The 25,769-nt window shown below is 59.9% G+C and carries 27 protein-coding genes, 2 tRNA genes and 1 pseudogene; 21 read left to right on the top strand and 9 right to left on the bottom strand.

The window, feature by feature from the left end:
- Positions 1-62 precede the first annotated feature (62 nt).
- Positions 63-1,832, top strand: a complete 1,770-nt coding sequence (locus KSS96_RS09920; RefSeq protein WP_217856054.1) for a bifunctional diguanylate cyclase/phosphodiesterase — start codon at positions 63-65, stop codon at positions 1,830-1,832.
- On the opposite strand, the gene KSS96_RS09915 is transcribed toward KSS96_RS09920, so the two are convergent.
- From KSS96_RS09915 to bamJ, 4 genes are all read right to left on the bottom strand, one after another.
- The gene (locus KSS96_RS09915; protein ID WP_017530344.1) at positions 1,829-2,200 is read right to left on the bottom strand and encodes a hypothetical protein; all 372 of its coding nucleotides are present in this window, start codon (positions 2,198-2,200) and stop codon (positions 1,829-1,831) included. The genes KSS96_RS09920 and KSS96_RS09915 overlap by 4 nt on opposite strands.
- Positions 2,197-2,535, bottom strand: coding sequence for a helix-turn-helix domain-containing protein (locus KSS96_RS09910; protein ID WP_017530343.1), 339 nt, complete (start codon positions 2,533-2,535; stop codon positions 2,197-2,199). Before KSS96_RS09910 ends, KSS96_RS09915 begins: the two co-directional genes overlap by 4 nt.
- 96 nt (positions 2,536-2,631) lie before the next feature.
- Positions 2,632-3,087 carry a YkvA family protein gene (locus tag KSS96_RS09905; RefSeq protein WP_068932397.1) on the bottom strand — a complete coding sequence of 152 codons (456 nt, stop codon included), beginning with the start codon at positions 3,085-3,087 and terminating at the stop codon, positions 2,632-2,634.
- A gap of 344 nt (positions 3,088-3,431) precedes the next feature.
- Positions 3,432-4,163, bottom strand: a complete 732-nt coding sequence (gene bamJ / locus KSS96_RS09900) for a BamJ family beta-barrel-assembly machinery protein (protein ID WP_003172938.1) — start codon at positions 4,161-4,163, stop codon at positions 3,432-3,434.
- Positions 4,164-4,421: 258 nt separating this feature from the next.
- Between bamJ and KSS96_RS09895 the strand changes: the two genes are divergently transcribed.
- Both KSS96_RS09895 and KSS96_RS09890 read left to right on the top strand, forming a co-directional pair.
- Positions 4,422-6,230 (top strand): di-heme-cytochrome C peroxidase, encoded by a 1,809-nt coding sequence (locus KSS96_RS09895; protein ID WP_065876937.1) that lies wholly within the window; start codon positions 4,422-4,424, stop codon positions 6,228-6,230.
- Positions 6,227-7,393, top strand: coding sequence for a catalase family protein (locus KSS96_RS09890; protein ID WP_065876936.1), 1,167 nt, complete (start codon positions 6,227-6,229; stop codon positions 7,391-7,393). The genes KSS96_RS09895 and KSS96_RS09890 overlap by 4 nt, the downstream gene beginning before the upstream one ends.
- A gap of 519 nt (positions 7,394-7,912) precedes the next feature.
- Here the strand turns inward: KSS96_RS09890 and KSS96_RS27970 are convergent.
- The gene (locus tag KSS96_RS27970; protein ID WP_017530339.1) at positions 7,913-8,182 is read right to left on the bottom strand and encodes a DUF6555 family protein; all 270 of its coding nucleotides are present in this window, start codon (positions 8,180-8,182) and stop codon (positions 7,913-7,915) included.
- Between the two features lie 432 nt (positions 8,183-8,614).
- Between KSS96_RS27970 and KSS96_RS09885 the strand changes: the two genes are divergently transcribed.
- Positions 8,615-9,451: an AraC family transcriptional regulator gene (locus tag KSS96_RS09885; RefSeq protein WP_017530338.1), complete on the top strand. Its 837-nt coding sequence runs from the start codon at positions 8,615-8,617 to the stop codon at positions 9,449-9,451.
- A gap of 108 nt (positions 9,452-9,559) precedes the next feature.
- The gene (locus KSS96_RS09880; RefSeq protein ID WP_065876935.1) at positions 9,560-10,156 is read left to right on the top strand and encodes a LysE family translocator; all 597 of its coding nucleotides are present in this window, start codon (positions 9,560-9,562) and stop codon (positions 10,154-10,156) included.
- Between the two features lie 147 nt (positions 10,157-10,303).
- Here the strand turns inward: KSS96_RS09880 and KSS96_RS09875 are convergent.
- Positions 10,304-10,380: transfer RNA gene (locus tag KSS96_RS09875), tRNA-Asp, on the bottom strand.
- Between the two features lie 19 nt (positions 10,381-10,399).
- A tRNA-Val gene (locus KSS96_RS09870) sits at positions 10,400-10,475 on the bottom strand.
- A 345-nt stretch (positions 10,476-10,820) separates the two neighbouring features.
- On the opposite strand from KSS96_RS09870, the gene KSS96_RS09865 reads away from it, so the two are divergent.
- From KSS96_RS09865 to KSS96_RS09835, 7 genes are all read left to right on the top strand, one after another.
- The gene (locus KSS96_RS09865; RefSeq protein WP_065876934.1) at positions 10,821-11,411 is read left to right on the top strand and encodes an amino acid synthesis family protein; all 591 of its coding nucleotides are present in this window, start codon (positions 10,821-10,823) and stop codon (positions 11,409-11,411) included.
- A 44-nt stretch (positions 11,412-11,455) separates the two neighbouring features.
- Positions 11,456-12,289, top strand: a complete 834-nt coding sequence (locus KSS96_RS09860; RefSeq protein ID WP_017530558.1) for an alpha/beta fold hydrolase — start codon at positions 11,456-11,458, stop codon at positions 12,287-12,289.
- The gene (locus KSS96_RS09855) at positions 12,286-13,767 is read left to right on the top strand and encodes an aldehyde dehydrogenase (protein ID WP_017530559.1); all 1,482 of its coding nucleotides are present in this window, start codon (positions 12,286-12,288) and stop codon (positions 13,765-13,767) included. Before KSS96_RS09860 ends, KSS96_RS09855 begins: the two co-directional genes overlap by 4 nt.
- Before the next feature lie 12 nt (positions 13,768-13,779).
- Entirely contained in the window at positions 13,780-14,265 is a 486-nt protein-coding gene (locus tag KSS96_RS09850; RefSeq protein ID WP_017530560.1) for a flavin reductase family protein, read from the top strand.
- Positions 14,266-14,342: 77 nt separating this feature from the next.
- Positions 14,343-14,732 (top strand): carboxymuconolactone decarboxylase family protein, encoded by a 390-nt coding sequence (locus KSS96_RS09845; RefSeq protein ID WP_017530561.1) that lies wholly within the window; start codon positions 14,343-14,345, stop codon positions 14,730-14,732.
- A gap of 86 nt (positions 14,733-14,818) precedes the next feature.
- Positions 14,819-15,571, top strand: coding sequence for a GntR family transcriptional regulator (locus KSS96_RS09840; protein ID WP_017530562.1), 753 nt, complete (start codon positions 14,819-14,821; stop codon positions 15,569-15,571).
- A 2-nt stretch (positions 15,572-15,573) separates the two neighbouring features.
- Positions 15,574-16,137, top strand: a complete 564-nt coding sequence (locus tag KSS96_RS09835; protein WP_068932401.1) for an NUDIX hydrolase — start codon at positions 15,574-15,576, stop codon at positions 16,135-16,137.
- Between the two features lie 3 nt (positions 16,138-16,140).
- Here the strand turns inward: KSS96_RS09835 and KSS96_RS09830 are convergent, their stop codons facing one another.
- Positions 16,141-16,437: a DUF1330 domain-containing protein gene (locus KSS96_RS09830; RefSeq protein WP_017530564.1), complete on the bottom strand. Its 297-nt coding sequence runs from the start codon at positions 16,435-16,437 to the stop codon at positions 16,141-16,143.
- Positions 16,438-16,508: 71 nt separating this feature from the next.
- Between KSS96_RS09830 and ribBA the strand changes: the two genes are divergently transcribed.
- The 5 genes from ribBA (at position 16,509) to KSS96_RS09805 (ending at position 21,798) form a co-directional block, all read left to right on the top strand.
- Positions 16,509-17,618 carry a bifunctional 3,4-dihydroxy-2-butanone-4-phosphate synthase/GTP cyclohydrolase II gene (gene ribBA, locus KSS96_RS09825; protein WP_217856052.1) on the top strand — a complete coding sequence of 370 codons (1,110 nt, stop codon included), beginning with the start codon at positions 16,509-16,511 and terminating at the stop codon, positions 17,616-17,618.
- A 226-nt stretch (positions 17,619-17,844) separates the two neighbouring features.
- Positions 17,845-18,870 carry an ABC transporter substrate-binding protein gene (locus tag KSS96_RS09820; RefSeq protein WP_017530566.1) on the top strand — a complete coding sequence of 342 codons (1,026 nt, stop codon included), beginning with the start codon at positions 17,845-17,847 and terminating at the stop codon, positions 18,868-18,870.
- The gene (locus KSS96_RS09815) at positions 18,867-19,811 is read left to right on the top strand and encodes an ABC transporter permease (protein ID WP_017530567.1); all 945 of its coding nucleotides are present in this window, start codon (positions 18,867-18,869) and stop codon (positions 19,809-19,811) included. Before KSS96_RS09820 ends, KSS96_RS09815 begins: the two co-directional genes overlap by 4 nt.
- A 6-nt stretch (positions 19,812-19,817) precedes the next feature.
- Positions 19,818-20,627, top strand: a complete 810-nt coding sequence (locus KSS96_RS09810; protein ID WP_026067478.1) for an ABC transporter permease — start codon at positions 19,818-19,820, stop codon at positions 20,625-20,627.
- A gap of 16 nt (positions 20,628-20,643) precedes the next feature.
- Positions 20,644-21,798: an ABC transporter ATP-binding protein gene (locus KSS96_RS09805; protein WP_017530569.1), complete on the top strand. Its 1,155-nt coding sequence runs from the start codon at positions 20,644-20,646 to the stop codon at positions 21,796-21,798.
- A 266-nt stretch (positions 21,799-22,064) separates the two neighbouring features.
- Here the strand turns inward: KSS96_RS09805 and KSS96_RS09800 are convergent.
- Positions 22,065-22,837 (bottom strand): annotated as a pseudogene (locus KSS96_RS09800) (cytosine permease).
- 313 nt (positions 22,838-23,150) lie between these two features.
- Between KSS96_RS09800 and KSS96_RS09795 the strand changes: the two are divergent.
- The 4 genes from KSS96_RS09795 to KSS96_RS09780 all read left to right on the top strand — a co-directional run bounded on the left by KSS96_RS09795 (position 23,151) and on the right by KSS96_RS09780 (position 25,768).
- Positions 23,151-23,636 (top strand): flavin reductase family protein, encoded by a 486-nt coding sequence (locus KSS96_RS09795; RefSeq protein WP_017530571.1) that lies wholly within the window; start codon positions 23,151-23,153, stop codon positions 23,634-23,636.
- Between the two features lie 101 nt (positions 23,637-23,737).
- Positions 23,738-24,781, top strand: coding sequence for an LLM class flavin-dependent oxidoreductase (locus tag KSS96_RS09790; RefSeq protein WP_217856050.1), 1,044 nt, complete (start codon positions 23,738-23,740; stop codon positions 24,779-24,781).
- Positions 24,782-24,846: 65 nt separating this feature from the next.
- Positions 24,847-24,999, top strand: a complete 153-nt coding sequence (locus KSS96_RS09785) for a hypothetical protein (protein WP_017530573.1) — start codon at positions 24,847-24,849, stop codon at positions 24,997-24,999.
- Positions 25,000-25,090: 91 nt separating this feature from the next.
- Positions 25,091-25,768, top strand: coding sequence for a cysteine hydrolase family protein (locus KSS96_RS09780; RefSeq protein WP_068932406.1), 678 nt, complete (start codon positions 25,091-25,093; stop codon positions 25,766-25,768).
- The last annotated feature ends 1 nt before the right edge of the window (position 25,769 follow it).

Below are 25,769 nucleotides of genomic sequence, written 5' to 3'. Positions count from 1 at the left end.
GTCGTGAAATGAAGGACCCCAGGCGCAACGCCTGGGGTCCTTTTTTTTCGATCGAGATCGCCATGACCATGAACGAACAGCTGAATGCACTGGGCTCTATCCTGGCTCAAGGCAGTTTGCACAGCCTGTTCCAACCGATCATCTGCCTGTCCGAACGGCGCGTTCTTGGGAACGAAGCCCTCAGCCGTGGCCCCTCCAACAGCCCGCTGCACTCCCCTGTCGCCTTGTTCTCGGTGGCCAGCCAGGCCGGGCGTCTCAGTGAACTGGAAATGGCCTGTCGCCTGAGTGCATGCCGACGTTTCAGCGAACAAAAGTTACCAGGCAAGCTGTTCCTGAATATCTCCCCGCAATCCCTGATGGAAACGGCGCACCAACCGGGGCGCACCCTGCAACTGCTGCGCGACTTCGGCATCCCGCCGAGTCAGGTAGTGATCGAACTCACCGAGCAAACCCCCACCGACGATTTCGACCTGCTGCAAACCGCCCTGCATCATTACCGCAACATGGGCTTTTCGATTGCCCTGGATGACCTGGGCGCTGGCTATTCGAGCCTGCGGTTATGGTCGGAGTTGCGCCCGGATTACGTGAAAATCGACCGACACTTTATCGATGGCATTCATCAGGATGCACTCAAGCGCGAGTTTGTCGGTTCGATCTTGCAAATCGCCAAGGCGTCCCGTGCCCAGGTGATTGCCGAGGGCATCGAGTTAGCTGAAGAACTGGCGGTGTTGACGGAAATGGGCGTGGACCTGGTCCAGGGTTACCTGCTCTGTCGTCCGCAGGAACAGCCGCCGCAGGAAGCGCGCCTGATGCTGCCCAAGCCAGACCAAAATATCGCAACCCTCAGCGAGGAAGGCAGCGACCTCAGCGCTCTGCTCAATGAACAACCGGCGGTGGACCAGGACACCGCCACGGCGCAAGTGCTGGAAGCGTTCCGCCGCCAGGCCAACCTCAACTCGCTGGCGGTGCTGGATGGGCGCGGCCACCCGGTGGGCATCGTCCATCGGCATTCGCTGTCCGACGCACTGCTCAAGCCGTTCGCCACCGACCTGTTTGCGCGCAAGCCCATCAGCCGTTTAATGAGCACCGACTTTTTGGCGGTAGAACTGAGCCAGTCGCTGCAACAGGTCAGCCGCCTGCTCACCAGCCGCGCGCGGCAACGCATCGAAGAAGACTTCATCATCACGCTCAATGGCGACTACTTGGGTCTGGGGCGGGTGATCGATGTACTCAAGCTGATCACCGAGTTGAAGATCCAGCAGGCACGCTATGCCAACCCGCTGACTCTGCTGCCCGGCAATGTACCGATCCAGCAATGCCTCACACGGCTGTTGCAACAGCAACGGGAGTCGGTGATCTGCTACGTGGATATCGACAGCTTCAAGCCGTTCAACGACATCTATGGCTACGGGCGAGGGGATGAGGTGTTGCTGTGCCTGGCCCAATGCCTGAATGACCGGGTGGACCCCAGCCGCGATTTCGTCGGGCACATCGGCGGCGATGACTTTTTGCTGGTGCTGGGGCCGCAGGACTGGCGCAAGCGACTCAATCAACTGCTGGACGACTTCCACACCCAATGCCGGCGCTTCTATCGCGCCGAGCACCTCGACGCCGGCTGTTTTGTCGCGTTGAACCGTCAAGGCGTGCGCCAGGAGTTTGCATTGCTGTCGCTGTCGATTGGGGTGGTGCATTTGTATCCACAGGCCTGTGGACAACTCGATGCCAGCCAGTTGGCAGAGCTGGCGTCGCAGGCCAAGCATCACGCCAAGGATGTGGCCGGTTACAGCATCCATGTGATCGACAGCATGGACACGCTGCCCCAAGCCCTTTAAGCCTCGGCAGACTCCGGGTATTGGTACTCAAACACCCGCACCACTTCCGAAGCGTGCCAGGAGGCGGCGGCGACGCCATCGGACGGCCCACTGAAGCGCCCCAGGCGCTCCACGCATTCGAAGAACCCGGTGCGCGGCAGGCGGCTGGCGCCCTGGCTGATCACCAGAGAGCTGCGCAACGGCTGCTCGGCCTTGGCGTCCAGCGCCGCCAAGTGTTCCAGGGCCGCGGCCAGGGTTTGCATCGCCGGCGTCGGAAATTGCAGGCGTTCAAGCAGCGCGCGGTACGTCAGCAGATGCCGCTGGCGGCGCGCCTGATCCAGTTCATTGAGTAAACCATCCCAATGTTGACGGCTGATACGTAGGCTCAAGATTCATCCCTCCAACCTGCAACGCCCAATTCCCAGGCCAGGCTGCGGCGGATCGCTGCATCCGGCTGACGTTCACCACTTTCGATCAATCCGAGATACGAAGGGCTGATGCCCACGGTGCGAGCCAGGGTTTCGATAGCCAGGCCCTTGGCTTCACGCAATTGGCGCAGGTCCGCCAGCGGGCGCAGGTCCCGGTCGGGTGCGGCGTGTACAGGAGGAGAAGGAGTGTGCGTCGGTTGTTGCTGACCGGCAGCTTTTAGCAGCGCCTGGTACTGATCCCATGGCAGCACCGCGTATTCGGGCTCGCCATTGCGTGAAATTATCTGAATATCCATGACTGCCCCGTAGGATAACAACACTTACCAAGTAAGCCCTTTCCTTAGGAGTGTAATCCTAACAGCCACAAAGGTCGCAGGGGGATAGCCGAGTCGTCAGTTTTTTTGCGAGTTTTCCTTGGCCAGCAAGGCTGGCGTGGCAGGCAGCCGCTCTACAACAGCAAGCTTTTCCGGGCGCAGGGCGTCGCGCCAGGCACGAAAAGCACTGAGTTCGCCCTCCAGAGTTTTCATGATCCAGGCCAGTACAGCAATGTCATCGAGCATGCCGAACATGGGGATGAAGTCCGGAATCGCGTCAATCGGGCTCAGGAAGTACATCAGCCCCGCCACCACCGAGATCAGCGCCTTGGGGCTGATCGCCCGGTACTCGCCCCGCCAGTACGCCAGGCAGAGGGACTGCAGCAATTTGAAATCATCCTTGAGCTTGCCCAGGCGATTGCCCTGGTTCGAACTCTTGGCGGCCACGGCGAACAACAGGGTCGGCAAGCGCCCACGACCCAGCAAGCGTGCGGCCATGGGCAGGAAACGGGTGAAATTGAAGGGTGGTTTCATCTGTCACTCCAGTTCCATCAAACAGAAAGGTTATCCACACAAATTGTGGATAACCTTGTGAACAGAGCCTTTTTAAATGCCTGAAAGCCACGGACTACAAGGCTTCCAGTCAGATCGGGCGTTTTTTGCGCACATGAAAAAAACCCAAGATTTCATTGACTTGGCGAAGGCGTGCGGCTAGCCGCACTTGAGTCTTATATCAGACTGTTACCCACTACGGACGTTCGTTCGGATTTGCAGCGGCGCCCCATGTGGGAGCAAGCGCCCTCACCCATGTGGATCGATGCATGCCGCAGAAACAACAACGCCCCGTCGAGACGGGGCGTTGTGTGTTCAGGCGCCGATTACTTCTTGGCGGCAGGTGCAGCAGGTGCGTCAGCCTTGGCTGGGTCCTTGATGGCCAGCAGCTCCAAGTCGAATACCAGCACGGAGTTGGCTGGAATCGCCGGGCTCGGGCTCTGGGCGCCATAAGCCAGGTCGGACGGGATGTACAACTCGACCTTTTCGCCCACGTGCATCAGTTGCAGGCCTTCAACCCAACCCGGGATCACGCCGCTGACCGGCAGGTCAATCGGGCTGCCGCGATCCACGGAGCTGTCGAACGTGGTGCCGTTGGTGAGCTTGCCGGTGTAGTGAACAGTCACCACGTCAGTCGGCTTAGGCTGTGCGCCGTCGGCCTTCTTGATGATCTTGTACTGCAGACCGGAAGCGGTAGTGACTACGCCGTCTTTCTTGGCATTGTCTTCGAGGAATTTCTTGCCGGCGGCTGCCGACTCTTCGCTCATCTTGGTCATGCGTTCTTCAGCACGTTTTTGCAGTGCGGCAAACGCTTCAACCAGTTCGTCGTCCTTGAGCTTCTGCTCTTTCTTGCCGACAGCATCTTCGATGCCCTGGGCTACTGCTTTGGAGTCCAGGTCATCCATGCCTTCTTGGGCAAGGCTTTTGCCCATGTTCAGGCCGATGCCGTAGGAAGCTTTCTGCGCCGGGGTTTTCAGCTCTACGCTGGTCTGCGAATCACAACCCGCAAGTACCAGGCTAACCAGGGCCACCGCCGCCGCCAACCGATGCTGTTTCATGCTATTTCCTTGTTCATGCGCCAATAGGGCATTCGAATAAAGTCGCGAGCTTATCAGGCGGCCACGACCAATGGCTACCGGCATGTGAGCAGGAAACTTCCGATAAGTTCACGTGTTTAAAAGCATTTTCATTCATGATGGGGCCCCGCGAAGGATCGTGGGATCGCCTACTACCGGGCTCAGGGTCACTTGCCGCATGTGTGGCGTAGTGGCATAACAACACGACTCCTCGACAAGACCGAGACAAGGATAGCCATCTTGCGCATTTTTCGCCGTGTATTACTCCTGTTACTTGCCGCGCTGGGCCTGATCCTGGCCGTGGTGCTCTATTACACCGTCAACCCCAGGCTGCCGGACTATGTGCCCGTGGAACAGGTGCACTACCAGGATCAATGGAGTGCCGCCGACCGTCAGACGTATTACTTCACGCCTCAGGGCACCCAGGTCAAGGGCCTGCATTACGACTGGTTCACCGCCCTGGAATTGCCGTTCTCCGAGCGACGTTTTGCCACGCCCGACTACCTGGCGCGTTTCGGCTTCCTGGTCGACCCCAAACAAGTGCCCTCCGCGCAAAACCCCGGCAACCTGCCGGTAGGTTTCGCCCGGCACAAAAATGCCGGCAGCAACGTTGAATACCTGGATATCACCTGCGCCGCCTGCCACACCGGCGAGCTGCATTTCAAAGGTCAGGCAGTGCGTATCGACGGCGGTTCGGCGCAACATGTGCTGCCTTCCAGCGTGCCGACCTTGCGCGGTGGCAGCTTCGGCCAGGCCTTGGTCGCCAGCCTCGCCGCCACGTATTACAACCCATGGAAATTCGAGCGTTTCGCCCGCCAGGTCTTGGGTGACCGTTACGACGCCGAGCACAGTCAACTGCGCCAGGACTTCAAGCAGTCGTTGAACTCGTTCATCAAAGTCGCCTGGAACGACACGCACCGCGGCCTCTACCCCACCGAAGAAGGCCCTGGCCGTACCGACGCCTTCGGCCGCATCGCCAACGCCAGCTTTGGCGACGCCATTACGCCGGACAACTACCGCGTCGCCAATGCGCCAGTAGACTACCCGCAGTTGTGGGATATCTGGACCTTCGACTGGGTGCAATGGAACGGTTCGGCCCAGCAACCCATGGCCCGCAATATCGGCGAAGCCCTGGGCGTGGGCGCCACCCTGACCTTTTTCGACAGCGCCGGCCAGCCGCTACAAGGGGATGCCCGCTACCCATCGAGCGTGCGCGTGCGCGACCTCAACCTGATCGAAGAAACCCTGCAACGCCTCAAGCCACCGACTTGGCCCGAGGACGTGTTCGGCGCTGTCGACAAGCCTCTCGCCGCCCAAGGCCGTGCGCTGTTCACCGAGAACTGCGCCAGCTGCCACGTACCCAGCGTCACCCAAGAAGGTGGCCGCCCGGTGCAGCACCTGAAGATGCTGCCCGTGGATTACATCGGCACCGACCCCGGCACCGCCAGTAATATTGCCGACCAACGCTACGACCTCAGCGCCCTGCAATGGGACCCGGCGGAGCTGGCCAAGCTCAATGTCCAACTGCACCCGACACCGACCGAGCCGCTGGACCTGAAAAAAATGTCGGTCGCCAAGGGCCTGGCCTACGTCACCGCCTTCGTTGAAGACCATGCCTACCGCGCCGCCGGCGTAACCCCCGCCGAACGCCCACGCCTGGACGGCTATGGCCTGCCCATCGGCGTGCGCGAGTTGCGTGCCTACAAAGCCCGCCCGCTGGCCGGCGTGTGGGCCACCCCGCCGTTCCTGCATAACGGCTCGGTGCCAACGATCTACCAGTTGCTTTCGCCCCAGGACGAGCGCAGCACCACCTTCTATAAAGGCACCTTCAATTACGACCCGCGTCACCTGGGCTTTGAGACCGGCGCGTTCAAGAATGCCTTCCTGTTCGATACCAAAATTACCGGCAACCACAACAGCGGCCACGAATTCCGGGCTGGCGAGCGTGGCAAAGGCGTGATCGGCCGCGGCTTGCTGCCGCAGGAACGCTGGGCGCTGCTGGAATACCTCAAAGTGCTGGGCGGCCCGCTGGAGCAACAATTGCCATGATGATCCGATCTCGATATGACCAACCGTCCCTGCTCGCCCGCCTGTGGCTGCGCCTGGGTGCGTTTCTCGGCAAGACCCTGTTGTGGCTGGTGGGCCTGGGCCTGCTTGGCTGGCTGGCGGCCACCGCCTGGTACGCCTGGCAACACAGCGGGCCAGTGTCGCCGGATGAACAGGTCCCGGCGGGTGAAGCAGCGATGACCCAGGGCATCATTCAGACCGCGGTGCGCATCGTCGACCAACACCGCGAAGGCACCCGCTACCTGCGCGATGCACACGCCAAGGCGCATGGTTGCGTGAAGGCCGAGGTCAGCGTGCTGGCCGACCTTGACCCGGCACTGCGCCAGGGCGTGTTCGCCGAGCCTGGCAAAACCTGGCAGGCGATGATGCGGCTGTCCAACGGCAACGCCTACCCGCAATTCGACAGCATTCGCGACGCCCGCGGCATGGCGATCAAGCTGCTCGACGTGCCGGGCAAACAGCTGCTCGCCGACCAGCAAACCCGTGCCGAACAGGACTTCGTGATGTTCAGCCATCCGAACTTTTTTGTCAGCGATGTGGCGGAATATGCGCAAAACATTGGTGCCCAGGCCGATGGCAAGAAAGTCCTGGCATTCTTCCCCAACGTCGACCCGCGCAGTTGGCAGGTGCGCCACCTGTTTATCGCGCTGGCGACCCTGGCACCCGCTCCGGCCAGCCCCACGCAGACCACTTATTTCTCGGTCTCGCCCTACAAGTTCGGCGCGGCCAACGCCAAGTTCCGCGTCGCCCCCGACCCGCAAAGCTGCCCTGAATATGTATTGCCTAAACAGAATCAGGACCTGCCGAACTTCTTGCGCAGAGCCCTGAGCCAGCAGCTTTCCACCGACCGCGTACCGGCGTGCTTCGTGTTGCAGATCCAGCGGCAGAACCCGCAGAAATTCATGCCGATCGAAGACACCAGCATCGAATGGAAGGAAAGCGACGCGCCCTATGAAACCGTGGCCAAGGTAAAGATCCCGGCACAAGACTTTGATACCCCGCAACTGAACCTGGCCTGCGACAATCAATCGTTCAATCCGTGGTTTGGTGTAGAAGAGCACCGCCCGATCGGCGGCATCAACCGTTTGCGCAAGGCCGTTTACGAGGCTGTCAGCGACTACCGCCATAGCCGCAACGCGCCGTAAAGGATAAAGGTGGAATCAAGCAGGAGGCGGCTCTATAGCCGCCCTCCTCCCACGCCACCGTACTTACGGGCTCGGGGGCATGTTTAACCGGTCGCCATAAACGCTGGCTTGCTCAGTAACGAGCATGCCCGCATGAATGCTTGCGGCATCAATGATGGCATTAAAATATCAAGTAAGCGCTTGTTTGAATTTTCGTATGTGATTTCTTGAAATCCTCTCGTCCTTGGTCAATCTTATAGGCCTGCTCATTCATGGATGAAGCCGTCATGCCAGCCAAACAAGCGAACCGTAGTTGCGAAAAATTCAATAAAATCTACGAGCCTGCTACGGAAGCGGAGCCCGCATATAGGGTGTCTACTTTTTCGGAACGGTTATGCCCTAAGTGCAAACAACAGTACTCACTAGAGTATGTCAGCAGTGCATTACGCGTTAATGTGGAAAAGTTATGCATGTTAGCGAACAAGAGAAACGGTTGACCTGATTTATACACGAACGTATGGACTTTTTGCGGTAGTGCATTCATTCGGGTGGAGGGGGAATGTAGGGCTTCGGGTTAAATGGCACAGTGCCAGACGGCCGCCACCTCACGTTTTCAAGCCCATAGCGCTCTGCCATCGGTTTGCTGATGCGTTTGAGCTTGTCATTACGTGACCTCGGAATGATGCCTATCCCCGCATCGCAACAAGCCCAGTGCCAAGCCTCTGCATTATTCATAACTTCGCTTCTTATAATGAAGGACCGGGGTGTGTGATGAAGTTCATACTCGATGATATATAAATAGCTTGTCATGTTTGCTCCTTCTGAATTTTTTTTGTTATCTCGTCAGAAGGAAGGTTCAGATTTTTTTCCTGTACAAATCATACCGCTTCGTACAAGTTTCCCCCTTGCCGGCTTATTACGCCGTTGGTCGGCATCGCACAAAAGAAAATAAACTTGCGAAGCGTTTTATGTTTCTCACTACTGAGTCTGTGCACTCACGCAGTCTCTAAAATTCCTGTCTTGCCCGCACTCTGCGGGCTTTTTTAATGTGGGTTTAGTCCGACGGAGTTGGCCGATGTGTGCCATTCACCAATGACGTCAATCGATCCTTTTTCTGCCTTTGCGCATAGGCAGCTTTGGCTCAGCCTCAACCCGCACAAATCTTCTAAACTTCCTGTTCAAAAGCGCGGTAATTTAGCCGCCCGCGCCGTTCAAAACTGACCCCTACCTCTGGAGCCTTCCGTGGATAAACGCAACTGGATTGAGCTGTCCCAGGATGCCGATACCGGGATTGAATCGATTCGCGCCCATTTTCAGGGGCATGCCTACGATCCGCACTGGCATGACAGTTTTCTGATTGGGGTCACCGAACAGGGGGTACAGCAGTTCAATTGCCGACGCGTTCGCCATCTCAGTACACCGGGCAAGGTATTCATGCTGGAGCCGGGGGAAATCCACGACGGACATGCGCCGACCGAGGAAGGGTTTACCTATTCCATGCTGTACCTTGACCCGCACTGGCTTGAACGGGAGCTGCATGCGTTGTTCGAGCACGCGCCGGCCAATAGTCAGCCGGGCTTTGCCGACACCCTGAGCCAGGAACCGGGCCTGGCCGCTGCCGTTTATCAAGCCTTCCACGTGCTTCACGGGGGTGATTTGCGCATCGTGCGCCAGAACGCCATCGATACCTTGTTAGGGTCGCTCACTTGCCACCTTGATTGGCGCAAGCGGCGGGTGTTTGATCCGCGCCTGCCGTTGGTGGCCCAGGTGGCGCGTGACTATCTGCATGCCCATGTCTACGAGGACATCGGGCTGGATGATCTGGCGCAAGCCTGTGGGGTTGATCGCTTTCGCCTGACGCGGGCCTTCAAGGCAGCCTTTGGGCTGGCGCCTCATGCTTATCTGATCCAGTTGCGCCTGGCCAAGGCGCGGCAGCTACTGGCGCGGGGCGAGTCACCGGCGCAGGTGGCCAGTGCTCTCGGGTTCTCCGATCAAAGCCATCTGGGGCGCTGGTTCCGCCGTGCTTACCAGCTCACACCAGCGGACTACCGCAAGCGCTGCTCAAACCTTCCAGACTGAATCCAGCTGACCCGCGACCATGGCCTCCCATCTGATCAAGGAGTCCATGCCATGTTTTTTTCGCTGTTCTTTTCTGCCCCTTCGACGCGTCCACTGGGAGCCTGAGCCATGGAATCGTTGTTGCCGTTCCTGCTGTTTGCGATCGTTGCCTCGATCACCCCGGGGCCGACCAATATTCTGGTGCTGAGCCACAGTTCGAGGTGGGGGCTGGGCGCCACACTGCCGATCATTTTTGGCGCATGCATCGCGGCGGCGCTGATTGTGTTTGTCGTCGGGTTCGGCGTGGGCGAGACGCTGCTGCGGTTTCCGCGCGTGCAGCAGGCGATGGCCTGGGCCGGGGTGCTGTGGTTGACTTGGCTGGCCTGGCAGATTTTTCAAAGCGCGCCGCCGTCGCTGAACCCGACTACCCCACGCGACGAGGGCCTGAGCGTGTTCGGTGCCGCGACCCTGCAATTGCTCAACCCAAAAGTCTGGATGATGGCAGTGGCGGTGGCGAGCGTGTTTGTCGGTGGCGGCGACAAGACCACGCGGCTGGTGGTGTTGTCGCTGGTGTTCCTGTTGGTCTCCTTGCCGTGCATGACCCTGTGGGCATTGCTCGGGGTGGCGAGCGCGCGGCTTTTTGGTTCGCCACAGGCGTTCAAGCGCGCGAACTATGCACTGGCTTTTTTGCTGCTGGTGTCGGCCTGGCTGACGGTGCTGGCGTAGAGGTCACTGAAATAACGTACTTAAATGTGTACTTAAAACCCGTGGCTGGAGATGGATCGCAGCGCAATGCTGCAGACGAAAAAAAGCCCGCTCAATGAGCGGGCTTTCTGTGGTGACCGGGCGTTCAGCGTTCCAGGTTACCGAATATGGCGCAGCGGACGGGACTCGAACCCGCGACCCCCGGCGTGACAGGCCGGTATTCTAACCGACTGAACTACCGCTGCGCGTAACACATGAAGCGAATGGTGGGTGATGACGGGATCGAACCGCCGACCCTCTGCTTGTAAGGCAGATGCTCTCCCAGCTGAGCTAATCACCCTTCGTTTCGGTGTGGGCGGCATAATACAGCAAAAATCTGCAATGTCTTGATTTAAATGCAATTTATTTTAAATATTTTCTGGATAGCACCACAGCCCCCGTAAATACGGGTGTTTGCCCTCAATCCTGGCGCTTTGCGCCGAATGTAGATGCCGTCTACGTGCTGAACGAAGCCGAGGTAGACAGAACCGGCCCGGCCGCAGCGATTGGCTTCAAGCCACGGGACAACTGCCCGCCCTCCCTTTTGTCGTCTTTGGAGCATAAACCCGTTTCCGGGACTTGCACTGCCGGTATTATGGTATACCATCAGACGCATAGACACCCAAACCCCTCTACGGAGCAGCTCATGAGTTTCGAAATCCGCAAGATCGTCAGCTATGTCGAAGAAACCTTTATCGAAGGCGGCAAGGCTACTGACAAGCCTGTGACTATGGTCGGGCTGGCCGTAGTGATGAAAAACCCTTGGCTGGGCCGCGGGTTCGTTGAAGACCTGAAACCGGAAATCCGCGCCAACTGTTCCGACCTCGGTGCGCTGATGGTCGAACGCCTGGTGAACATCATCGGCGGTGCCGAAAAGATCGAAGCCTACGGCAAGGCCGCGGTAGTCGGTGCCGACGGCGAAATCGAGCATGCTTCGGCGGTGATCCACACCCTGCGCTTCGGTAATCACTACCGCGAAGCCGTTAAAGCCAAAAGCTACCTGAGCTTCACTAACAAGCGCGGCGGCCCGGGCACTTCGATCCAGATCCCGATGATGCACAAGGACGATGAAGGCCTGCGTTCGCACTACATCACGCTGGAAATGCAGATTGAAGATGCCCCGCGTGCCGACGAAATCGTGGTGGTTCTGGGCTGCGCCGATGGCGGCCGCCTGCACCCACGCATCGGCAACCGTTATATCGATCTGGAAGAGCTGGCGGCCGAGAACGCTCAGTAATCCAGGTTAGTCACCAAAACAAGAAAGGCATGCAGGAGCGCTCCATGATTCGGCTCACCGCTGAACGCACCCCGGCTGGCACCAGTTACCTGGCGACCGGCCAAGGCCAGCCCGTGGTTTTGATCCACGGCGTGGGCCTGAACAAAGAAATGTGGGGCGGCCAGGTTGTCGGCCTAGCCACGAAGTACCGTGTGATTGCCTACGATATGCTTGGCCATGGCGCCAGCCCGCGCCCGGAAAGCGGCACGCCTCTGCTCGGCTATGCCGATCAGTTGCTGGAGCTGCTCGACCACCTGCAATTGCCCCAGGCGACCGTGATCGGCTTTTCCATGGGCGGGTTGGTCGCGCGGGCTTTTGCCTTGCATTACGCGCAACGCCTGCAAGGCCTGGTGGTGCTCAACAGCGTGTTCAATCGCAGCCCCGAACAGCGTGCCGGCGTCATCGCACGCACCGCTCAAGCGGCCGAGCACGGACCGGATGCCAACGCCGAAGCCGCCCTGTCGCGCTGGTTCAGCCGTGAATATCAGGCGGCCAATCCGGCGCAGATTGCGGCCTTGCGCCAAACCCTGGCAAACAACGACCCTCAGGGTTACCTGACCACCTATAAGCTGTTCGCGACCCAGGACATGTACCGCGCCGACGATCTAGGCAGCATTCAGGTGCCGACACTGATCGCCACCGGTGAGTTGGACCCGGGTTCGACAGCGCAAATGGCCGAGCAATTGGCCGCACGCATTCCCGGCGCGACCGTTGCCGTGCTCGCCGAGCAGCGGCATATGATGCCCGTAGAATCACCGCGCCTGGTCAACCAGCTGCTGCTGGAGTTTCTCGACACCGCGCACTCCCGACAAAACCAAATAAAGGGGATCGTTGCATGACACTCGCACGCTTCCAGATGTGCATCGGCGGTGAATGGGTCGATGCCCTGTCCGGCAAGACCTTTGAAAGCCTAAACCCGGCGCTGGCCCAGCCTTGGGCCGAATTGCCCGACGCCGACGAAGCCGATGTCGAGCGCGCCGTGCAGGCCGCGCAAACCGCTTTCGACAGCTCGGCATGGCGTGGCTTGACCGCCACCGCTCGTGGCAAATTGCTGCGACGCCTGGGCGACCTGATCGCCGAAAACAAAGAACAACTGGCGCAGCTGGAAAGCCGCGACAACGGCAAGCTGATTCGCGAAACCCGTGGCCAGGTCAGCTATCTGCCGGAGTTCTTCCACTACACCGCAGGCCTGGCGGACAAGCTCGAAGGCGGCACTCTGCCGCTGGACAAGCCGGACCTGTTTGCCTACACCGTGCACGAAGCCATGGGTGTGGTCGCCGCAATCATTCCGTGGAACAGCCCGCTGTACCTGACCGCGATCAAACTCGCCCCGGCCCTCGCGGCGGGCAATACGATCGTGATCAAGCCGTCGGAACACGCCTCGGCGACCATCCTTGAACTGGCGCGCCTGGCGCTGCAAGCCGGCATCCCACCGGGCGTCGTCAACGTAGTGACCGGCTACGGCCCGAGCACCGGCGCAGCCCTCACCCGCCACCCGCTGGTGCGCAAGATCGCCTTTACCGGCGGCGCCGCCACGGCACGGCATGTGGTGCGCAGCAGCGCCGAGAACTTCGCCAAGTTGTCCCTGGAACTGGGCGGTAAATCACCGAACATCATCTTTGCCGACGCCGACCTCGACAGCGCCATCAACGGCGCGATTGCCGGGATCTATGCCGCCTCCGGGCAGAGCTGCGTCTCGGGCTCGCGCTTGCTGGTTCAGGATGAAATCTACGACGAATTCGTCGAGCGCCTGGTGGAGCGCGCCCAACGCATTCGCATCGGTAACCCTCAAGACGACGCCAGCGAGATGGGCCCCATGGCCACCGCGCAGCAACTGGCCGTGGTCGAAGGCCTGGTAGCGGTGGCCATCGCCGAAGGCGCGCGCCTGCGCACCGGCGGCAAACGCCCGCAGAACCTCGGCGAAGGCTGGTTCTACGAGCCGACCTTGTTCGAGTGCGACCACAATTCGATGAAGATCATGCAGGAAGAAGTCTTCGGCCCGGTGGCCTCAGTCATCCGCTTCAAGGATGAAGCCCAAGCGCTGGCCATTGCCAACGACTCGCAGTTCGGCCTCGCCGCCGGTATCTGGACCCGCGACCTGGGGCGTGCCCATCGCCTGGCCCGGGACGTTCGTTCGGGGATTATCTGGGTCAACACCTACCGCGCCGTCTCGGCCATGGCGCCGATCGGCGGTTTCAAGAACAGCGGCTATGGACGCGAGAGCGGCATCGATTCGGTGCTGGCCTACACCGAGCTGAAAACGGTGTGGATCAACCTCTCTCAGGCCCCCATGCCTGATCCCTTCGTGATGCGCTAGGAGCCCTGAAAAATGATCGAACCCGGCATTTACAAAGACGTCATGAGCTCGTTCCCATCCGGGGTCACGGTGGTGACCACCCTGAACCAGGACGGTGAGATCGTCGGCATCACCGCCAGCGCCTTCAGTGCGCTGTCGATCGATCCGGCACTGGTGCTGTTCTGCCCCAACTATGCCTCGGACACGTACCCGATTCTGCGTGACAGCAAGCAGTTCGCGATTCATCTGCTATCGGCCGACCAGACTGCCGAAGCCTATGCGTTTGCGGGCAAAGGCAAGGACAAGGCCAAAGGCATCGAGTGGCACTTGAGCGATCTGGGCAACCCGCTGCTGCACAACGCCACGGCGATCATCGAGTGCGAACTGTGGCGTGAATACGACGGCGGCGATCACGCGATCATCGTCGGCGCGGTGAAGAACCTGATTCTGCCCCAGCAACCGGTCACGCCGATGATCTATCACAAAGGCAAGCTGGGCCCGCTACCCACGCTGGCCTGACGATGACATGGGGGCTGCGTCTACCCGCTCAAATACACCTGGATGGGCGGGCTCGATGACTTTGGGAGCACACAGCAATGAACAACGAAAAATATGAAAAAGGCCTGAAAATTCGCACTCAGGTGCTGGGTGAGGCTTACGTGAACCGCTCCATCGAGCAAGCCGACGACTTCACCCGGCCGCTTCAGGAGATGGTCACCGAGTACTGCTGGGGCCACGTCTGGGGGCGTGAGGGTTTGTCGCTTAAAGAGCGCAGCATGATAAACTTGGCAATGATTTCGGCCCTCAATCGGCCTCACGAACTCAAGCTGCATGTACGCGGCGCCTTGCGTAACGGGCTGAGTCGTGAACAAATACGCGAAATTCTGCTTCAGGTCGGTATTTATTGCGGCGTTCCCGCTGCCGTAGACAGTTTCCGGCTCGCCCGTGAAGCGTTCGCCGAAGCCGATGCCGAGGCCTCCAGTTAACCCTTGGCTGTTGTGATGACCTGAGCACGATGATCCTGGATCGACGTGCTCTTTTTGCATGGACAGCCACACTCAGAGCGGACCCCATGAAACGCCTGCCACTCGACGACAGCTTCAAGGTCAATCGCAACCCCGTTACCCTGCGCGAAATCGTGCTGGATAAACTGCGAAGCGCCATCATGAACTTCCAGCTCTTGCCGGGAGATCGTCTGGTTGAACGCGATCTGTGCGATCGCCTGGGCGTCAGCCGCACGTCCGTACGAGAAGCCTTGCGTCATCTGGAATCCGAAGGTCTGGTGGAATTTGCCGACGCCAAGGGCCCACGGGTGGCGATCATTACCCTGGCCGATGCCGTGGATATCTATGAGCTGCGTTGCGTGCTCGAAGGCCTGATCGTCCAGCTGTTCACCCTGCGTGCCAAGGCCAAGGACATCAAGGCCCTGGAAAAAGCCCTCGAGGAAAACCGCAAGGCCCTCAAGGAAGGTGAACTGCAACAGGTGATCGATTCGGTTCAAGGTTTCTACGACGTCCTGCTCGAAGGCTCCGGCAATCATGTCGCGGCCACTCAACTGCGTCAGTTGCAGGCACGGATCAGTTACTTGCGGGCGACATCGGTGTCCCAGCAAAACCGCCGTGGCGCGAGCAATCAGGAAATGGAACGCATGGTCGAAGCGATCAAGAGCGGCGATCCCCTGGCCGCCCACCAGGCTTGTGTCGACCACGTGCGCGCCGCCGCGACTGTCGCGCTCGATTACCTCAAGCGCAAACAGGAAGAGACCGGAAAAATCCCCGAGATCACCCTGCCCATCGCGCTCAAAGAACCTCGCATAGGTCGCTAAGCATGTTCAGCCCGAGCTTTTGTCCAAAGTGCGGCGGCGGTGACCTCGGTTACCAGCTACCACCGGGCGATACGCACGAGCGTCTGATGTGCCGCGGCTGCGACTACATCCATTACGTCAATCCGAAAATCATCGCCGGCTGCATCATCGAGCAGGACGGCAAGTACCTGTTGTGCCAACGCGCGATCCCGCCGCGTCCGGGCACCTGGACGCTGCCGGCGGGCTTCATGGAAGGTGGCGAGACCACCGAGCAGGCAGCACTGCGTGAAGTCTGGGAAGAGAGCGGCGTGCGCGCGGAAATTCTCTCGCCCTACTCGATCTTCAGCGTGCCGAAGATCAGCGAGGTGTACATCATCTTCCGCGCCATCGCGCTGGAAATCACCGGCCAGTACGGGCCGGAAACCCTCGACTACCAATTCTTCGCGCCCGAGGACATTCCTTGGGACAGCATCTATTACCCGGCAATCCGGCAGATCCTCGAACGCTATATCGAGGAGCGCCAGGCCGAGGTCTACGGCATCTACATCGGCAACGACGATACCGGCAAGATCCACTTCATTCGCTGACATCTACTGGGGCGTCACGCCCTCGACAATGATCACCTCAGCCCGGGCCACGCCCTCACGGTGACGTTTCGCCTCCTGATAGGGCTCGCTGTGGTAACAGGCCAGCGCCTGCTCGTAGGAATCGAACTCGATGACCACGCTGCGTTGCGGTGTCGACCGGCCTTCCATCGCTTCACTGCGCCCACCGCGAGCCAACATCCGCCCGCCATATAAAGCGAACGCCGCCGGAGCGCGCTGGGTGTATTGGCTGTAGTGATCGGGGTCGGTGACATCCACGTGAGCAATCCAGTACGCCTTCATAGTGACCTCTTGGTTTATTTTGTATTATGGTATACCAACAAATATACCCACCAATCACTGAGAGTTCCAGCATGGCCTTCAACAGCATCGAAGAAATCATCGAAGATTACCGGCAAGGCAAGATGGTGCTACTGGTCGATGACGAGGACCGGGAAAACGAAGGCGATCTGCTGCTCGCCGCCGACCACTGCACCGCCGAGGCCATCAGCTTCATGGCTCGTGAAGCGCGGGGATTGATTTGCCTGACCCTGACCGATGCGCACTGCCAGCGCCTTGGCCTGGAGCAAATGGTGCCGAGCAATGGCAGCGTGTTCAGCACCGCGTTCACGGTTTCCATCGAGGCCGCCGTGGGCGTGACCACCGGTATTTCCGCCGCCGATCGGGCGCGTACCGTGGCCGCCGCCGTAGCGGCCAATGCAGGCCCAACGGACATTGTGCAGCCCGGCCATGTCTTCCCGCTACGCGCCAAGGAAGGCGGCGTGCTGACCCGCGCCGGCCACACCGAAGCGGGTTGCGACCTCGCTCGCCTGGCCGGTTTCACGCCCGCCTCGGTGATCGTTGAAGTGATGAACGACGACGGCACCATGGCCCGCCGCCCGGATCTGGAAGTGTTCGCCCGCAAACATGCCATCAAGATCGGCACCATCGCCGACCTGATCCACTATCGCCTCAACACCGAACACACCGTGGTGCGCATCGGCGAACGCGAGCTGCCGACGGTGCATGGCACCTTCCGCCTGATCACCTTCGAGGACCGCATCGAAGGTGGCGTGCACATGGCGATGGTCATGGGTGACATTCGTCGAACAGAACCCACCCTGGTGCGGGTGCATGTGATCGATCCGCTGCGCGATCTGGTCGGTGCGCAGTACAGCGGCCCGTCCAACTGGACGCTGTGGGCCGCACTGCAACGGGTGGCCGAAGAGGGTCGTGGCGTGGTGGTCGTCTTAGCCAATCACGAATCATCCCAGGCGCTGCTCGAACGCGTCCCTCAACTCACCCAACCGCCAAAACAATTCAGCCGCTCACAATCGCGCATCTATTCTGAAGTAGGGACTGGGGCGCAAATTCTTCAGGAGCTTGGCGTGGGAAAATTGCGTCATCTCGGCCCACCGTTGAAATACGCAGGTTTGACCGGCTACGACCTGGAAGTGGTCGAGAGCATCCCTTTCACCGAATGAGTCCGGGGTTGGCCCCGTTCTACGCAAGTCACTCATAAAGGGCCTGACGGCAAAAAAACCGCTTTTGCGCTGATAGCCGGTACGGCAAAGTGCTTGCACAAAGTTTGGAATACCATAATATGATATTCCATAGGCCAGCTGCTCGTCATTGACCAGATGGACCTACTGCTCCCGATAGGCGGGCACTCGAAGCCCCGCTCATAAACACAACAATGAGGGCGTGAAAATGGTGTTGAACAAACGTGCGACCGCAGTTCTTTTGGCGGGACTGCTGAGTGTGACCAGCCAGGCATTGCTGGCGGCGGAAAGCGTCAACTTCGTGAGTTGGGGCGGCAGCACCCAGGATGCGCAGAAACAGGCCTGGGCCGACCCGTTCAGCAAGGCCAGCGGCATCACCGTGGTGCAGGACGGCCCGACCGACTACGGCAAACTCAAGGCCATGGTTGAAAGTGGCAACGTGCAATGGGACGTGGTCGATGTCGAAGCCGACTTCGCCCTGCGCGCTGCCGCCGAAGGCTTGCTCGAGCCCCTCGATTTCAAAGTCATTCAGCGCGACAAGATCGACCCGCGCTTCGTCAGCGATCACGGCGTCGGCTCGTTTTTCTTCTCCTTCGTCCTCGGCTACAACGAAGGTAAGCTCGGCGCCGGCAAGCCTCAGGATTGGTCCGCGCTGTTCGACACCAAGACCTACCCCGGCAAACGCGCCCTCTATAAATGGCCAAGCCCCGGCGTGCTCGAACTCGCACTGCTGGCCGACGGCGTGCCTGCCGACAAGCTGTATCCGCTGGACCTGGACCGCGCCTTCAAGAAACTCGACACCATCAAGAAAGACATCGTCTGGTGGGGCGGCGGCGCGCAGTCGCAGCAACTGCTGGCCTCCGGTGAAGCAAGCATGGGCCAGTTCTGGAACGGCCGGATTCACGCCCTGCAGGAAGACGGCGCCCCGGTCGGCGTAAGCTGGAAGCAGAACCTGGTCATGGCCGACATCCTGGTCATTCCCAAGGGTTCAAAAAACAAGGACGCGGCGATGAAGTTCCTGGCCAACGCCAGCAGCGCCAAGGGCCAGGCGGACTTCTCCAACCTGACCGCCTACGCTCCGGTCAACGTCGACAGCGTGCAGCGCCTGGACTCGGTGCTGGCGCCTAACCTGCCGACCGCTTACGCAAAGGATCAGATCACGCTTGATTTCGCGTACTGGGCCAAGAACGGTCCGGCCATCGCGACACGGTGGAACGAATGGCTGGTCAAATGAAAATGACGGCCACTGCGTCCCGTCCCTCCACTGCCACCGGGAGCGCGACCAGCGCTGCCGGTTCGGCCCACGGCAAGGCCAGCGCAATAGCGCAAGCCCCGTCCTTCAAACAACGCTGGCGTGGCGCCGGCAATCTGTTGCCGGCGCTGCTGTTCCTCGGCCTGTTCTTTCTCGCGCCGTTGATTGGCCTGTTGTTGCGCGGCGTGCTGGAACCAACCCCGGGCTTTGGCAACTATGAACAACTGTTCGCCAACTCGGCGTACGCAAGGGTGCTGCTCAACACCTTTTCGGTGGCTGGGTTGGTGACGATCTTCAGTCTGTTGCTGGGCTTTCCGCTGGCCTGGGCGATCACGCTGGTGCCACGCGGCTGGGGACGCTGGATCCTCAACATCGTGCTGTTGTCGATGTGGACCAGCCTGCTCGCCCGCACCTATTCGTGGCTGGTGCTGCTGCAAGCCTCGGGGGTGATCAACAAGACCTTGATGGCGCTAGGCATCATCGATCAGCCGCTGGAGATGGTGCATAACCTCACCGGCGTGGTGATCGGCATGAGCTACATCATGATCCCGTTCATCGTGCTGCCGTTGCAGGCGACCATGCAGGCCATCGACCCGATGATCCTGCAGGCCGGCTCCATCTGCGGCGCCAGCCCGTGGACCAACTTCTTCCGGGTGTTCCTGCCGCTGTGCCGGCCGGGCCTGGCGTCCGGCGGGTTGATGGTGTTCGTGATGTCGCTCGGTTACTACGTCACCCCGGCGTTGCTCGGCGGTGCGCAGAACATGATGCTGCCCGAGTTCATCATTCAGCAGGTGCAGTCGTTCCTCAACTGGGGCCTGGCCAGCGCCGGCGCCGCGTTGCTGATCGCGATCACGCTGGTGCTGTTCTACTTCTACCTGAAGCTCCAGCCGGAATCCCCGGTTGGCGCCAGCAATGCGAGGTAAGTCGTCATGCTCCTGACCCCCAATGCCATGAGCCGGCGCATGCGCTTCGGCCTGTATGCGACTACCGGGCTGATTGGTCTGTTCCTGCTGCTGCCGATTGTGTTCATCGTGCTGCTGTCGTTCGGATCGTCGCAATGGCTGGTGTTCCCGCCGCCGGGCTGGACGTTGAAATGGTACGGCCAGTTCTTCTCCAATGCCGACTGGATGAACGCGGCAATGGCCAGCCTCAAGGTCGCGGTGTTGACCACCTTTTTCGCCGTGGCCCTGGGCCTGCCGACAGCGTTCGCCCTGGTGCGTGGCCGCTTCCCCGGCCGCGAAATGCTCTACGGCCTGTTCACCCTGCCGATGATCGTGCCGCTTGTGATCATCGCGGTGGCGGTGTACGCGCTGTTCCTGAAACTGGGTTACACCGGCACCCTGTTCGCGTTCGTGGTCAGCCACGTCATCGTCGCGCTGCCGTTCACCATCATCTCGATTATCAATTCGCTGAAGCTGTTCGATCAGTCGATCGAGGATGCGGCGGTGATCTGCGGCGCCTCGCGCCTGCAAGCGGTGTTCAAGGTGACCTTTGCGGCGATCCGTCCGGGCATGGTGGCCGGCGCCCTCTTCGCCTTTCTCGTCTCGTGGGACGAAGTGGTGCTGAGCGTGATGATGGCCAGCCCGACCCTGCAAACCCTTCCCGTGAAAATGTGGACCACCCTGCGCCAGGACCTGACGCCCGTGATCGCCGTCGCCTCGACGCTGCTGATCGGCCTCTCGGTATTGGTCATGGTGATCGCCGCCGCTCTGCGCCGGCGCAACGAAATCAGCGCCTGAGCGCCAGGAGTACGACATGAGTGCAGTGATCAAAAATTCCGCCCAGCACCACGACACACCGCTGGTCAGCCTGCGCAACCTGAACAAGTACTACGGCGACTTTGCCGCCGTGGACGACATCTCGCTGGACATCAAGGACGGTGAATTCCTGACTTTCCTCGGCTCCAGCGGCTCGGGCAAAAGCACCACGCTGTCGATGCTCGCCGGCTTCGAAACCCCGAGCAGCGGCGAAATCCTGGTCAACAGCCAGTCGCTGGTGAACGTGCCGCCGCACAAGCGCGACATCGGTATGGTGTTCCAGCGCTACTCGCTATTCCCGCACCTGTCGGTACGCGACAACATCGCGTTCCCGTTGGCCATCCGCAAACTGGCCGCCGCCGAACGCGAGCGCCGGGTGGATGCAATGCTTAAACTGGTGCAGCTCGAGCAGTTCGCCCATCGCCGCCCTTCGCAACTGTCCGGTGGCCAGCAGCAACGGGTCGCCATTGCCCGTGCGCTGGTTTACGAACCACGCATCCTGCTGATGGACGAACCGCTCGGTGCCCTGGACAAGAAACTGCGCGAAGACCTGCAAGATGAACTGCGCCAGCTGCATCGGCGCCTGGGCATCACCATCGTCTACGTGACCCACGACCAGGAAGAAGCCATGCGTTTGTCCCAGCGCATCGCGATCTTCAGTCACGGCAAAATCGTTGGCTTGGGCAGTGGCTATGACCTTTACCAAAATCCGCCAAATGCCTTCGTTGCCTCGTTCCTCGGCAACTCGAACTTTCTCAAACTCAAAGCCCAGGGCAATGCGGTCGCTTCGTTTGAAGGTCAGTCTCTGTCGATTCGCCTGAGCGCAGGGCTGCAGACCGATCAAGATGTTTTGCTGATGGTACGACCGGAGAAAGCGTTGGCCTTGAGTGCCGAGCAGGCCACGCAGGAACCGTTGGCGGCGGGCTGGAATGAAGTGTCGGCCAAGGTCGTGGAGGTGCTGTTTCTGGGTGAAAGCCAGACTTGCAGCGTGGTCACTGGCGGTGGCACGTCGATGACGGTCAAGGCACTCTCCGCTGCGGGCATGCCGCTCAAGGCCGGCGATCCGGTGTTGGTACGTTGGGCCACCGCCGATGCATGCGTTTATACCGAATGGGCCGAGAGCGATCTGAACAAGGCTGCTGGCGCTCATTGATCCTCAAGCGGCCCATGCCAGTGGGCCGCGCGTTATCGGTCACCCTTGGGCCGCTGCAACGTCGGGTTGCAGCGGCCTTTTTTTATCTCACTCTCCCCTCTGCCTGACTCTTTGCTTTTAAGAACAAAGGTCCCGGATCGCCACGAACACAGCACTCGAACTCGGTACCAATCAACTGTGCGCCTTCAACTCCCCCTCTGTTTGCCATCCAAACGAAAATGCCCGGCACAGGCCGGGCATTTCACACATACAGAACACGAGTTTGATTAATCGGCATAACCGAATCTGGAAGCTTTGCGCGCGTGCACTTGGCTGCGGGTAGCCAGGCAGTAATACAACGGGCAAGTCACCACCAACCCCACCAGCCACGACAGATCAGCCCCTTGCACCCAATTGGCATACGGCCCGACATACAACGACGTATTGGCAAACGGCAACTGCACAATAATCCCGATGAAATACGCAACGATCGCATGCAGGTTGAAACCGCCGCGGGTGAAGAAGTCCGCGGGCAAGTCATGAGCGAAGACGTATAGGAAACCGGCGAGCAAGGCACTGCCCATGACCCAGCTGCCAATGCGATTGAGGGTGTGAATGAAGCGGTAACCGATCACCCCGATCGCGGTGGCGCTCAAGGCGCCGATGAGGATGCTCGCCGGCACCGGAACCGAAGGCACGATACCGACAATGGACTTGCCGGCCAGCACGATATTGGAGATGAAAAAGCCGATGTAGATAATCGCCGCAAAGCACACGATCAGCAGCGCACCATAACGGCCGAACTGGCCGCGGCTCTGGACCATCTGCGCAATCCCCATGCGCGGACCATATGCCCGAGCGCGATCGCCAGCAGCCCCCAGAACAGGTCGAGGTGGAACACCTGAACCACCATGGCACCGGTCACGATGGGCAACGGCGCGATGTTGGTACTGAACCATAAAGTGAAAAGGTCGCGGGCCTTCCCGTGGCGTTCCGCGAGTGGAACGTAATCGACCGTGTGATTCTCGATGAGGGGGGCTTGCCGGGACATCTGGCACATGTGCATGAACTCTAGTTTGTCTGATCTTATAGTTGTACGAAGCCAAACCGGGGAGCTCTTTGGCCACCCCTCAGATGCAAACCATATTATGGTACTCCAAACTTTTAACAAGGCTGACCCGGTGTTTTAGAACCCATCTGAGCCGCAACCTTAAAGCGACAGCGCGTGTTCAATCGGGCTAAAAGCCCAGTAAACATTAGCTAAAAGACCAAAGGCGTACGTTTATTGGGTCCAAAAAAAAGCCCTTGCAAAGCATGTATTACGGTATACCATAAGACCTACAGACACATAAAAACCGCCAGAGGACCCTCCCATGATCGATGCCGCCATCTACAAACAAGTGATGGGTTCGTTTCCTTCCGGGGTGACGGTGATCACCACGCTGGATGACGATGGCCAAATCGTCGGCCTGACCGCCAGCGCCTTCAGCTCTCTGTCCATGGACCCGGCCCTGGTGCTGTTCTGCCCCAACTACAGCTCCGATTCCTATCCAGTACTCATCAAGAACAAACGCTTTGCCATTCACGTCCTGTCCGGCGGCCAGCAGAGCGAAGCCTATGCCTTCGCGCGCAAAGGCAAAGACAAGGCGCAAGGCATCGAATGGACATTGAGCGAACTGGGCAACCCGATTCTGGCTAACGCCACGGCGGTGATCGAATGCGAGCTGTGGCGCGAATATGAAGGGGGCGACCACGCAATCATGGTCGGCGCGGTGAAGAACCTGATCGTGCCCCAGCACAACGCCGGGCCACTGGTGTATTGCCACGGCAAAATGGGCGCCCTGCCTGCCGTCGCCTGATCCAGACGTATTTTGCGCATAGTGCGAATTTCGATTATTCAATAAGCCGCCAGCCGACTCCCGATCGACAGGCCAACAACAAAAGATCCGAGGTAAGCGTCATGAAGTTTTCCCTGTTCGTGCACATGGAACGTTGGGACGAAAGTGTCAGCCACCGTCAGCTGTTCGACGACTTGACCGAACTGACCCTGATGGCCGAAGCGGGTGGTTTCAGCACCGTCTGGATCGGCGAACACCACGCCATGGAATACACCATCTCGCCGAGCCCGATGCCGCTGTTGGCCTACCTGGCCGCCAAGACCACCACCATTCACCTCGGCGCCGGCACCATCATCGCGCCGTTCTGGCACCCGTTGCGGGTCGCGGGCGAATGCGCCTTGCTGGACGTGATCAGTAACGGTCGCATGGAAGTCGGTCTGGCCCGTGGCGCTTATCAGGTGGAGTTCGACCGAATGGCCGGTGGCATGCCCGCCTCCTCCGGCGGCCAGGCGCTGCGCGAGATGGTTCCGGTGGTGCGCGCCCTGTGGCAAGGCGATTACGCCCACGATGGCGATATCTGGAAATTCCCGACCTCCACCAGCGTGCCCAAGCCGATCCAGAAGCCTAATCCGCCTATGTGGATCGCCGCTCGCGATCCGGACTCGCATAACTTCGCCGTGGCCAACGGCTGCAACGTCATGGTCACGCCGCTGATGAAGGGCGACGAAGAAGTCCTCGATCTGAAGAACAAATTCCAGGCCGCGCTGGATAACAACCCGGACGTGCCACGCCCGCAACTGATGGTGCTGCGTCACACCCACGTTCACGCGGCCGACAACCCCGAGGGCTGGAAAGTCGGGGCCAAGGCGATCTCGCGTTTCTATCGCACCTTCGATGCCTGGTTCGGCAACAAGGTAACGCCGGTCAACGGCTTCCTGGAACCGAGCCCGGAAGAGAAGTTCGCCGAGCGCCCGGAGTTCCGACTGGAGAGCCTGCACAAGACCGCCATGATCGGCACCCCGGAAGAAATCATCCCGCGCATCAAGTACTACCAGCAATTGGGTGTCGACGAATTCAGCTTCTGGTGCGATAACAGCCTGCCTCACGCGGAAAAGAAAAAATCCCTGGAGCTGTTCATCAAACACGTGGTCCCGGCGTTCCGCTGAAAGTCCACCACCCCGGCCCCTCGGACGCAAAGCCAGGGGCCGCCTGACGTGTAGGGTCGATTCCAATGATCAATGATCGCCGCCCATCACTCGCCCTTCCCTCCGGCGCCGAGCAGGCTTACCTGCGCGGCGAATCGACCGTTTCACATCTGCATTTCAAGCGCCTGCGCGCCAGCGTGACTGCCAAGCAGAACGGTTTCTGGCAACCCGTTTATTGAGCTGACCCGAACTGGAATTCACGCACCCGCGTCTCTTCAAAACGAGGCGTGCCCGGTGCTTTGTGCTTCGGCCCATGATCAGGTTTGCTCAATGAATAATAAAAACGCGCTGTTGATCATCGACATGCAGCAGGAGGACGGATTCGTCCTGGAACACTTCGACACCGTGGCGGCCAACACCGTCGCCCTGCTCAAGACCGCCCGCCGCCAGCGGGTGCCTGTCATCTATACCCGTCACATCAACCAGGCCGACGGCAGTAACCTGCCGCGCGGCGAACCGCGGGCGGCCGACGGCGGCCCCAGCAGCTATCGCGCGGGCACCCGCCAAGTGGAAATCCTCGAACTTTTGGCGCCGCAGCCTGATGAGCTCGTTATCGACAAGAGCCGTTACAGCGCCTTCCACCGCACCGACCTGGATGGCCGGCTCAAGGCGCTCGGGGTCGATACCCTGATCGTCTGCGGCGTGTTGACCGATGTTTGCGTGCTCAGCACGGTGTTCGACGCCTTCGCCCTGGGTTATCAGATTCGGCTGGTCAGCGATGCCTGCACCACGACCACACTGGCGGGGCATTACTCGGCGCTGCTGATGATGGCCAACTGGATCTACGCCATGGAAATCCTCACCGGCGCCGAATGCCTGCGAGCCCTGGAGAACCGCGATTATCTAAGCCTGATCCCCGAGCGCCCAGACCTGTTCGCCCACCAGCCCCATGAGCTGGAACGCACCATCGCCCGCTTGCAAACCCACCTCGCCCGGACTCAGGAGTAAT

This window comes from Pseudomonas asgharzadehiana (assembly GCF_019139815.1).
In the GTDB taxonomy this organism is placed as follows: domain Bacteria; phylum Pseudomonadota; class Gammaproteobacteria; order Pseudomonadales; family Pseudomonadaceae; genus Aquipseudomonas; species Aquipseudomonas asgharzadehiana.
Note: the sequence above shows the minus strand (reverse complement) of the source record. Positions and strands in the feature narration are given on the sequence as shown.

Excerpts from the sequence above, each read along its gene's own strand:
- KSS96_RS09785 (WP_017530573.1), top strand. The coding sequence starts at position 24,847 with ATGATCAATGATCGCCGCCCATCACTCGCCCTTCCCTCCGGCGCCGAG.
- KSS96_RS09790 (WP_217856050.1), top strand. The coding sequence starts at position 23,738 with ATGAAGTTTTCCCTGTTCGTGCACATGGAACGTTGGGACGAAAGTGTC.
- KSS96_RS09820 (WP_017530566.1), top strand. The coding sequence starts at position 17,845 with ATGGTGTTGAACAAACGTGCGACCGCAGTTCTTTTGGCGGGACTGCTG.
- KSS96_RS09910 (WP_017530343.1), bottom strand. The coding sequence starts at position 2,535 with ATGGATATTCAGATAATTTCACGCAATGGCGAGCCCGAATACGCGGTG.
- KSS96_RS09810 (WP_026067478.1), top strand. The coding sequence starts at position 19,818 with ATGCTCCTGACCCCCAATGCCATGAGCCGGCGCATGCGCTTCGGCCTG.
- KSS96_RS09905 (WP_068932397.1), bottom strand. The coding sequence starts at position 3,087 with ATGAAACCACCCTTCAATTTCACCCGTTTCCTGCCCATGGCCGCACGC.
- KSS96_RS09865 (WP_065876934.1), top strand. The coding sequence starts at position 10,821 with ATGAGTTTCGAAATCCGCAAGATCGTCAGCTATGTCGAAGAAACCTTT.
- KSS96_RS09815 (WP_017530567.1), top strand. The coding sequence starts at position 18,867 with ATGAAAATGACGGCCACTGCGTCCCGTCCCTCCACTGCCACCGGGAGC.
- KSS96_RS09920 (WP_217856054.1), top strand. The coding sequence starts at position 63 with ATGACCATGAACGAACAGCTGAATGCACTGGGCTCTATCCTGGCTCAA.
- KSS96_RS09805 (WP_017530569.1), top strand. The coding sequence starts at position 20,644 with ATGAGTGCAGTGATCAAAAATTCCGCCCAGCACCACGACACACCGCTG.
- KSS96_RS09855 (WP_017530559.1), top strand. The coding sequence starts at position 12,286 with ATGACACTCGCACGCTTCCAGATGTGCATCGGCGGTGAATGGGTCGAT.
- KSS96_RS09845 (WP_017530561.1), top strand. The coding sequence starts at position 14,343 with ATGAACAACGAAAAATATGAAAAAGGCCTGAAAATTCGCACTCAGGTG.
- ribBA (WP_217856052.1), top strand. The coding sequence starts at position 16,509 with ATGGCCTTCAACAGCATCGAAGAAATCATCGAAGATTACCGGCAAGGC.
- KSS96_RS09850 (WP_017530560.1), top strand. The coding sequence starts at position 13,780 with ATGATCGAACCCGGCATTTACAAAGACGTCATGAGCTCGTTCCCATCC.
- KSS96_RS09780 (WP_068932406.1), top strand. The coding sequence starts at position 25,091 with ATGAATAATAAAAACGCGCTGTTGATCATCGACATGCAGCAGGAGGAC.
- KSS96_RS09860 (WP_017530558.1), top strand. The coding sequence starts at position 11,456 with ATGATTCGGCTCACCGCTGAACGCACCCCGGCTGGCACCAGTTACCTG.
- KSS96_RS09890 (WP_065876936.1), top strand. The coding sequence starts at position 6,227 with ATGATGATCCGATCTCGATATGACCAACCGTCCCTGCTCGCCCGCCTG.
- KSS96_RS09835 (WP_068932401.1), top strand. The coding sequence starts at position 15,574 with ATGTTCAGCCCGAGCTTTTGTCCAAAGTGCGGCGGCGGTGACCTCGGT.
- KSS96_RS09830 (WP_017530564.1), bottom strand. The coding sequence starts at position 16,437 with ATGAAGGCGTACTGGATTGCTCACGTGGATGTCACCGACCCCGATCAC.
- bamJ (WP_003172938.1), bottom strand. The coding sequence starts at position 4,163 with ATGAAACAGCATCGGTTGGCGGCGGCGGTGGCCCTGGTTAGCCTGGTA.
- KSS96_RS09880 (WP_065876935.1), top strand. The coding sequence starts at position 9,560 with ATGGAATCGTTGTTGCCGTTCCTGCTGTTTGCGATCGTTGCCTCGATC.
- KSS96_RS09840 (WP_017530562.1), top strand. The coding sequence starts at position 14,819 with ATGAAACGCCTGCCACTCGACGACAGCTTCAAGGTCAATCGCAACCCC.
- KSS96_RS27970 (WP_017530339.1), bottom strand. The coding sequence starts at position 8,182 with ATGACAAGCTATTTATATATCATCGAGTATGAACTTCATCACACACCC.
- KSS96_RS09795 (WP_017530571.1), top strand. The coding sequence starts at position 23,151 with ATGATCGATGCCGCCATCTACAAACAAGTGATGGGTTCGTTTCCTTCC.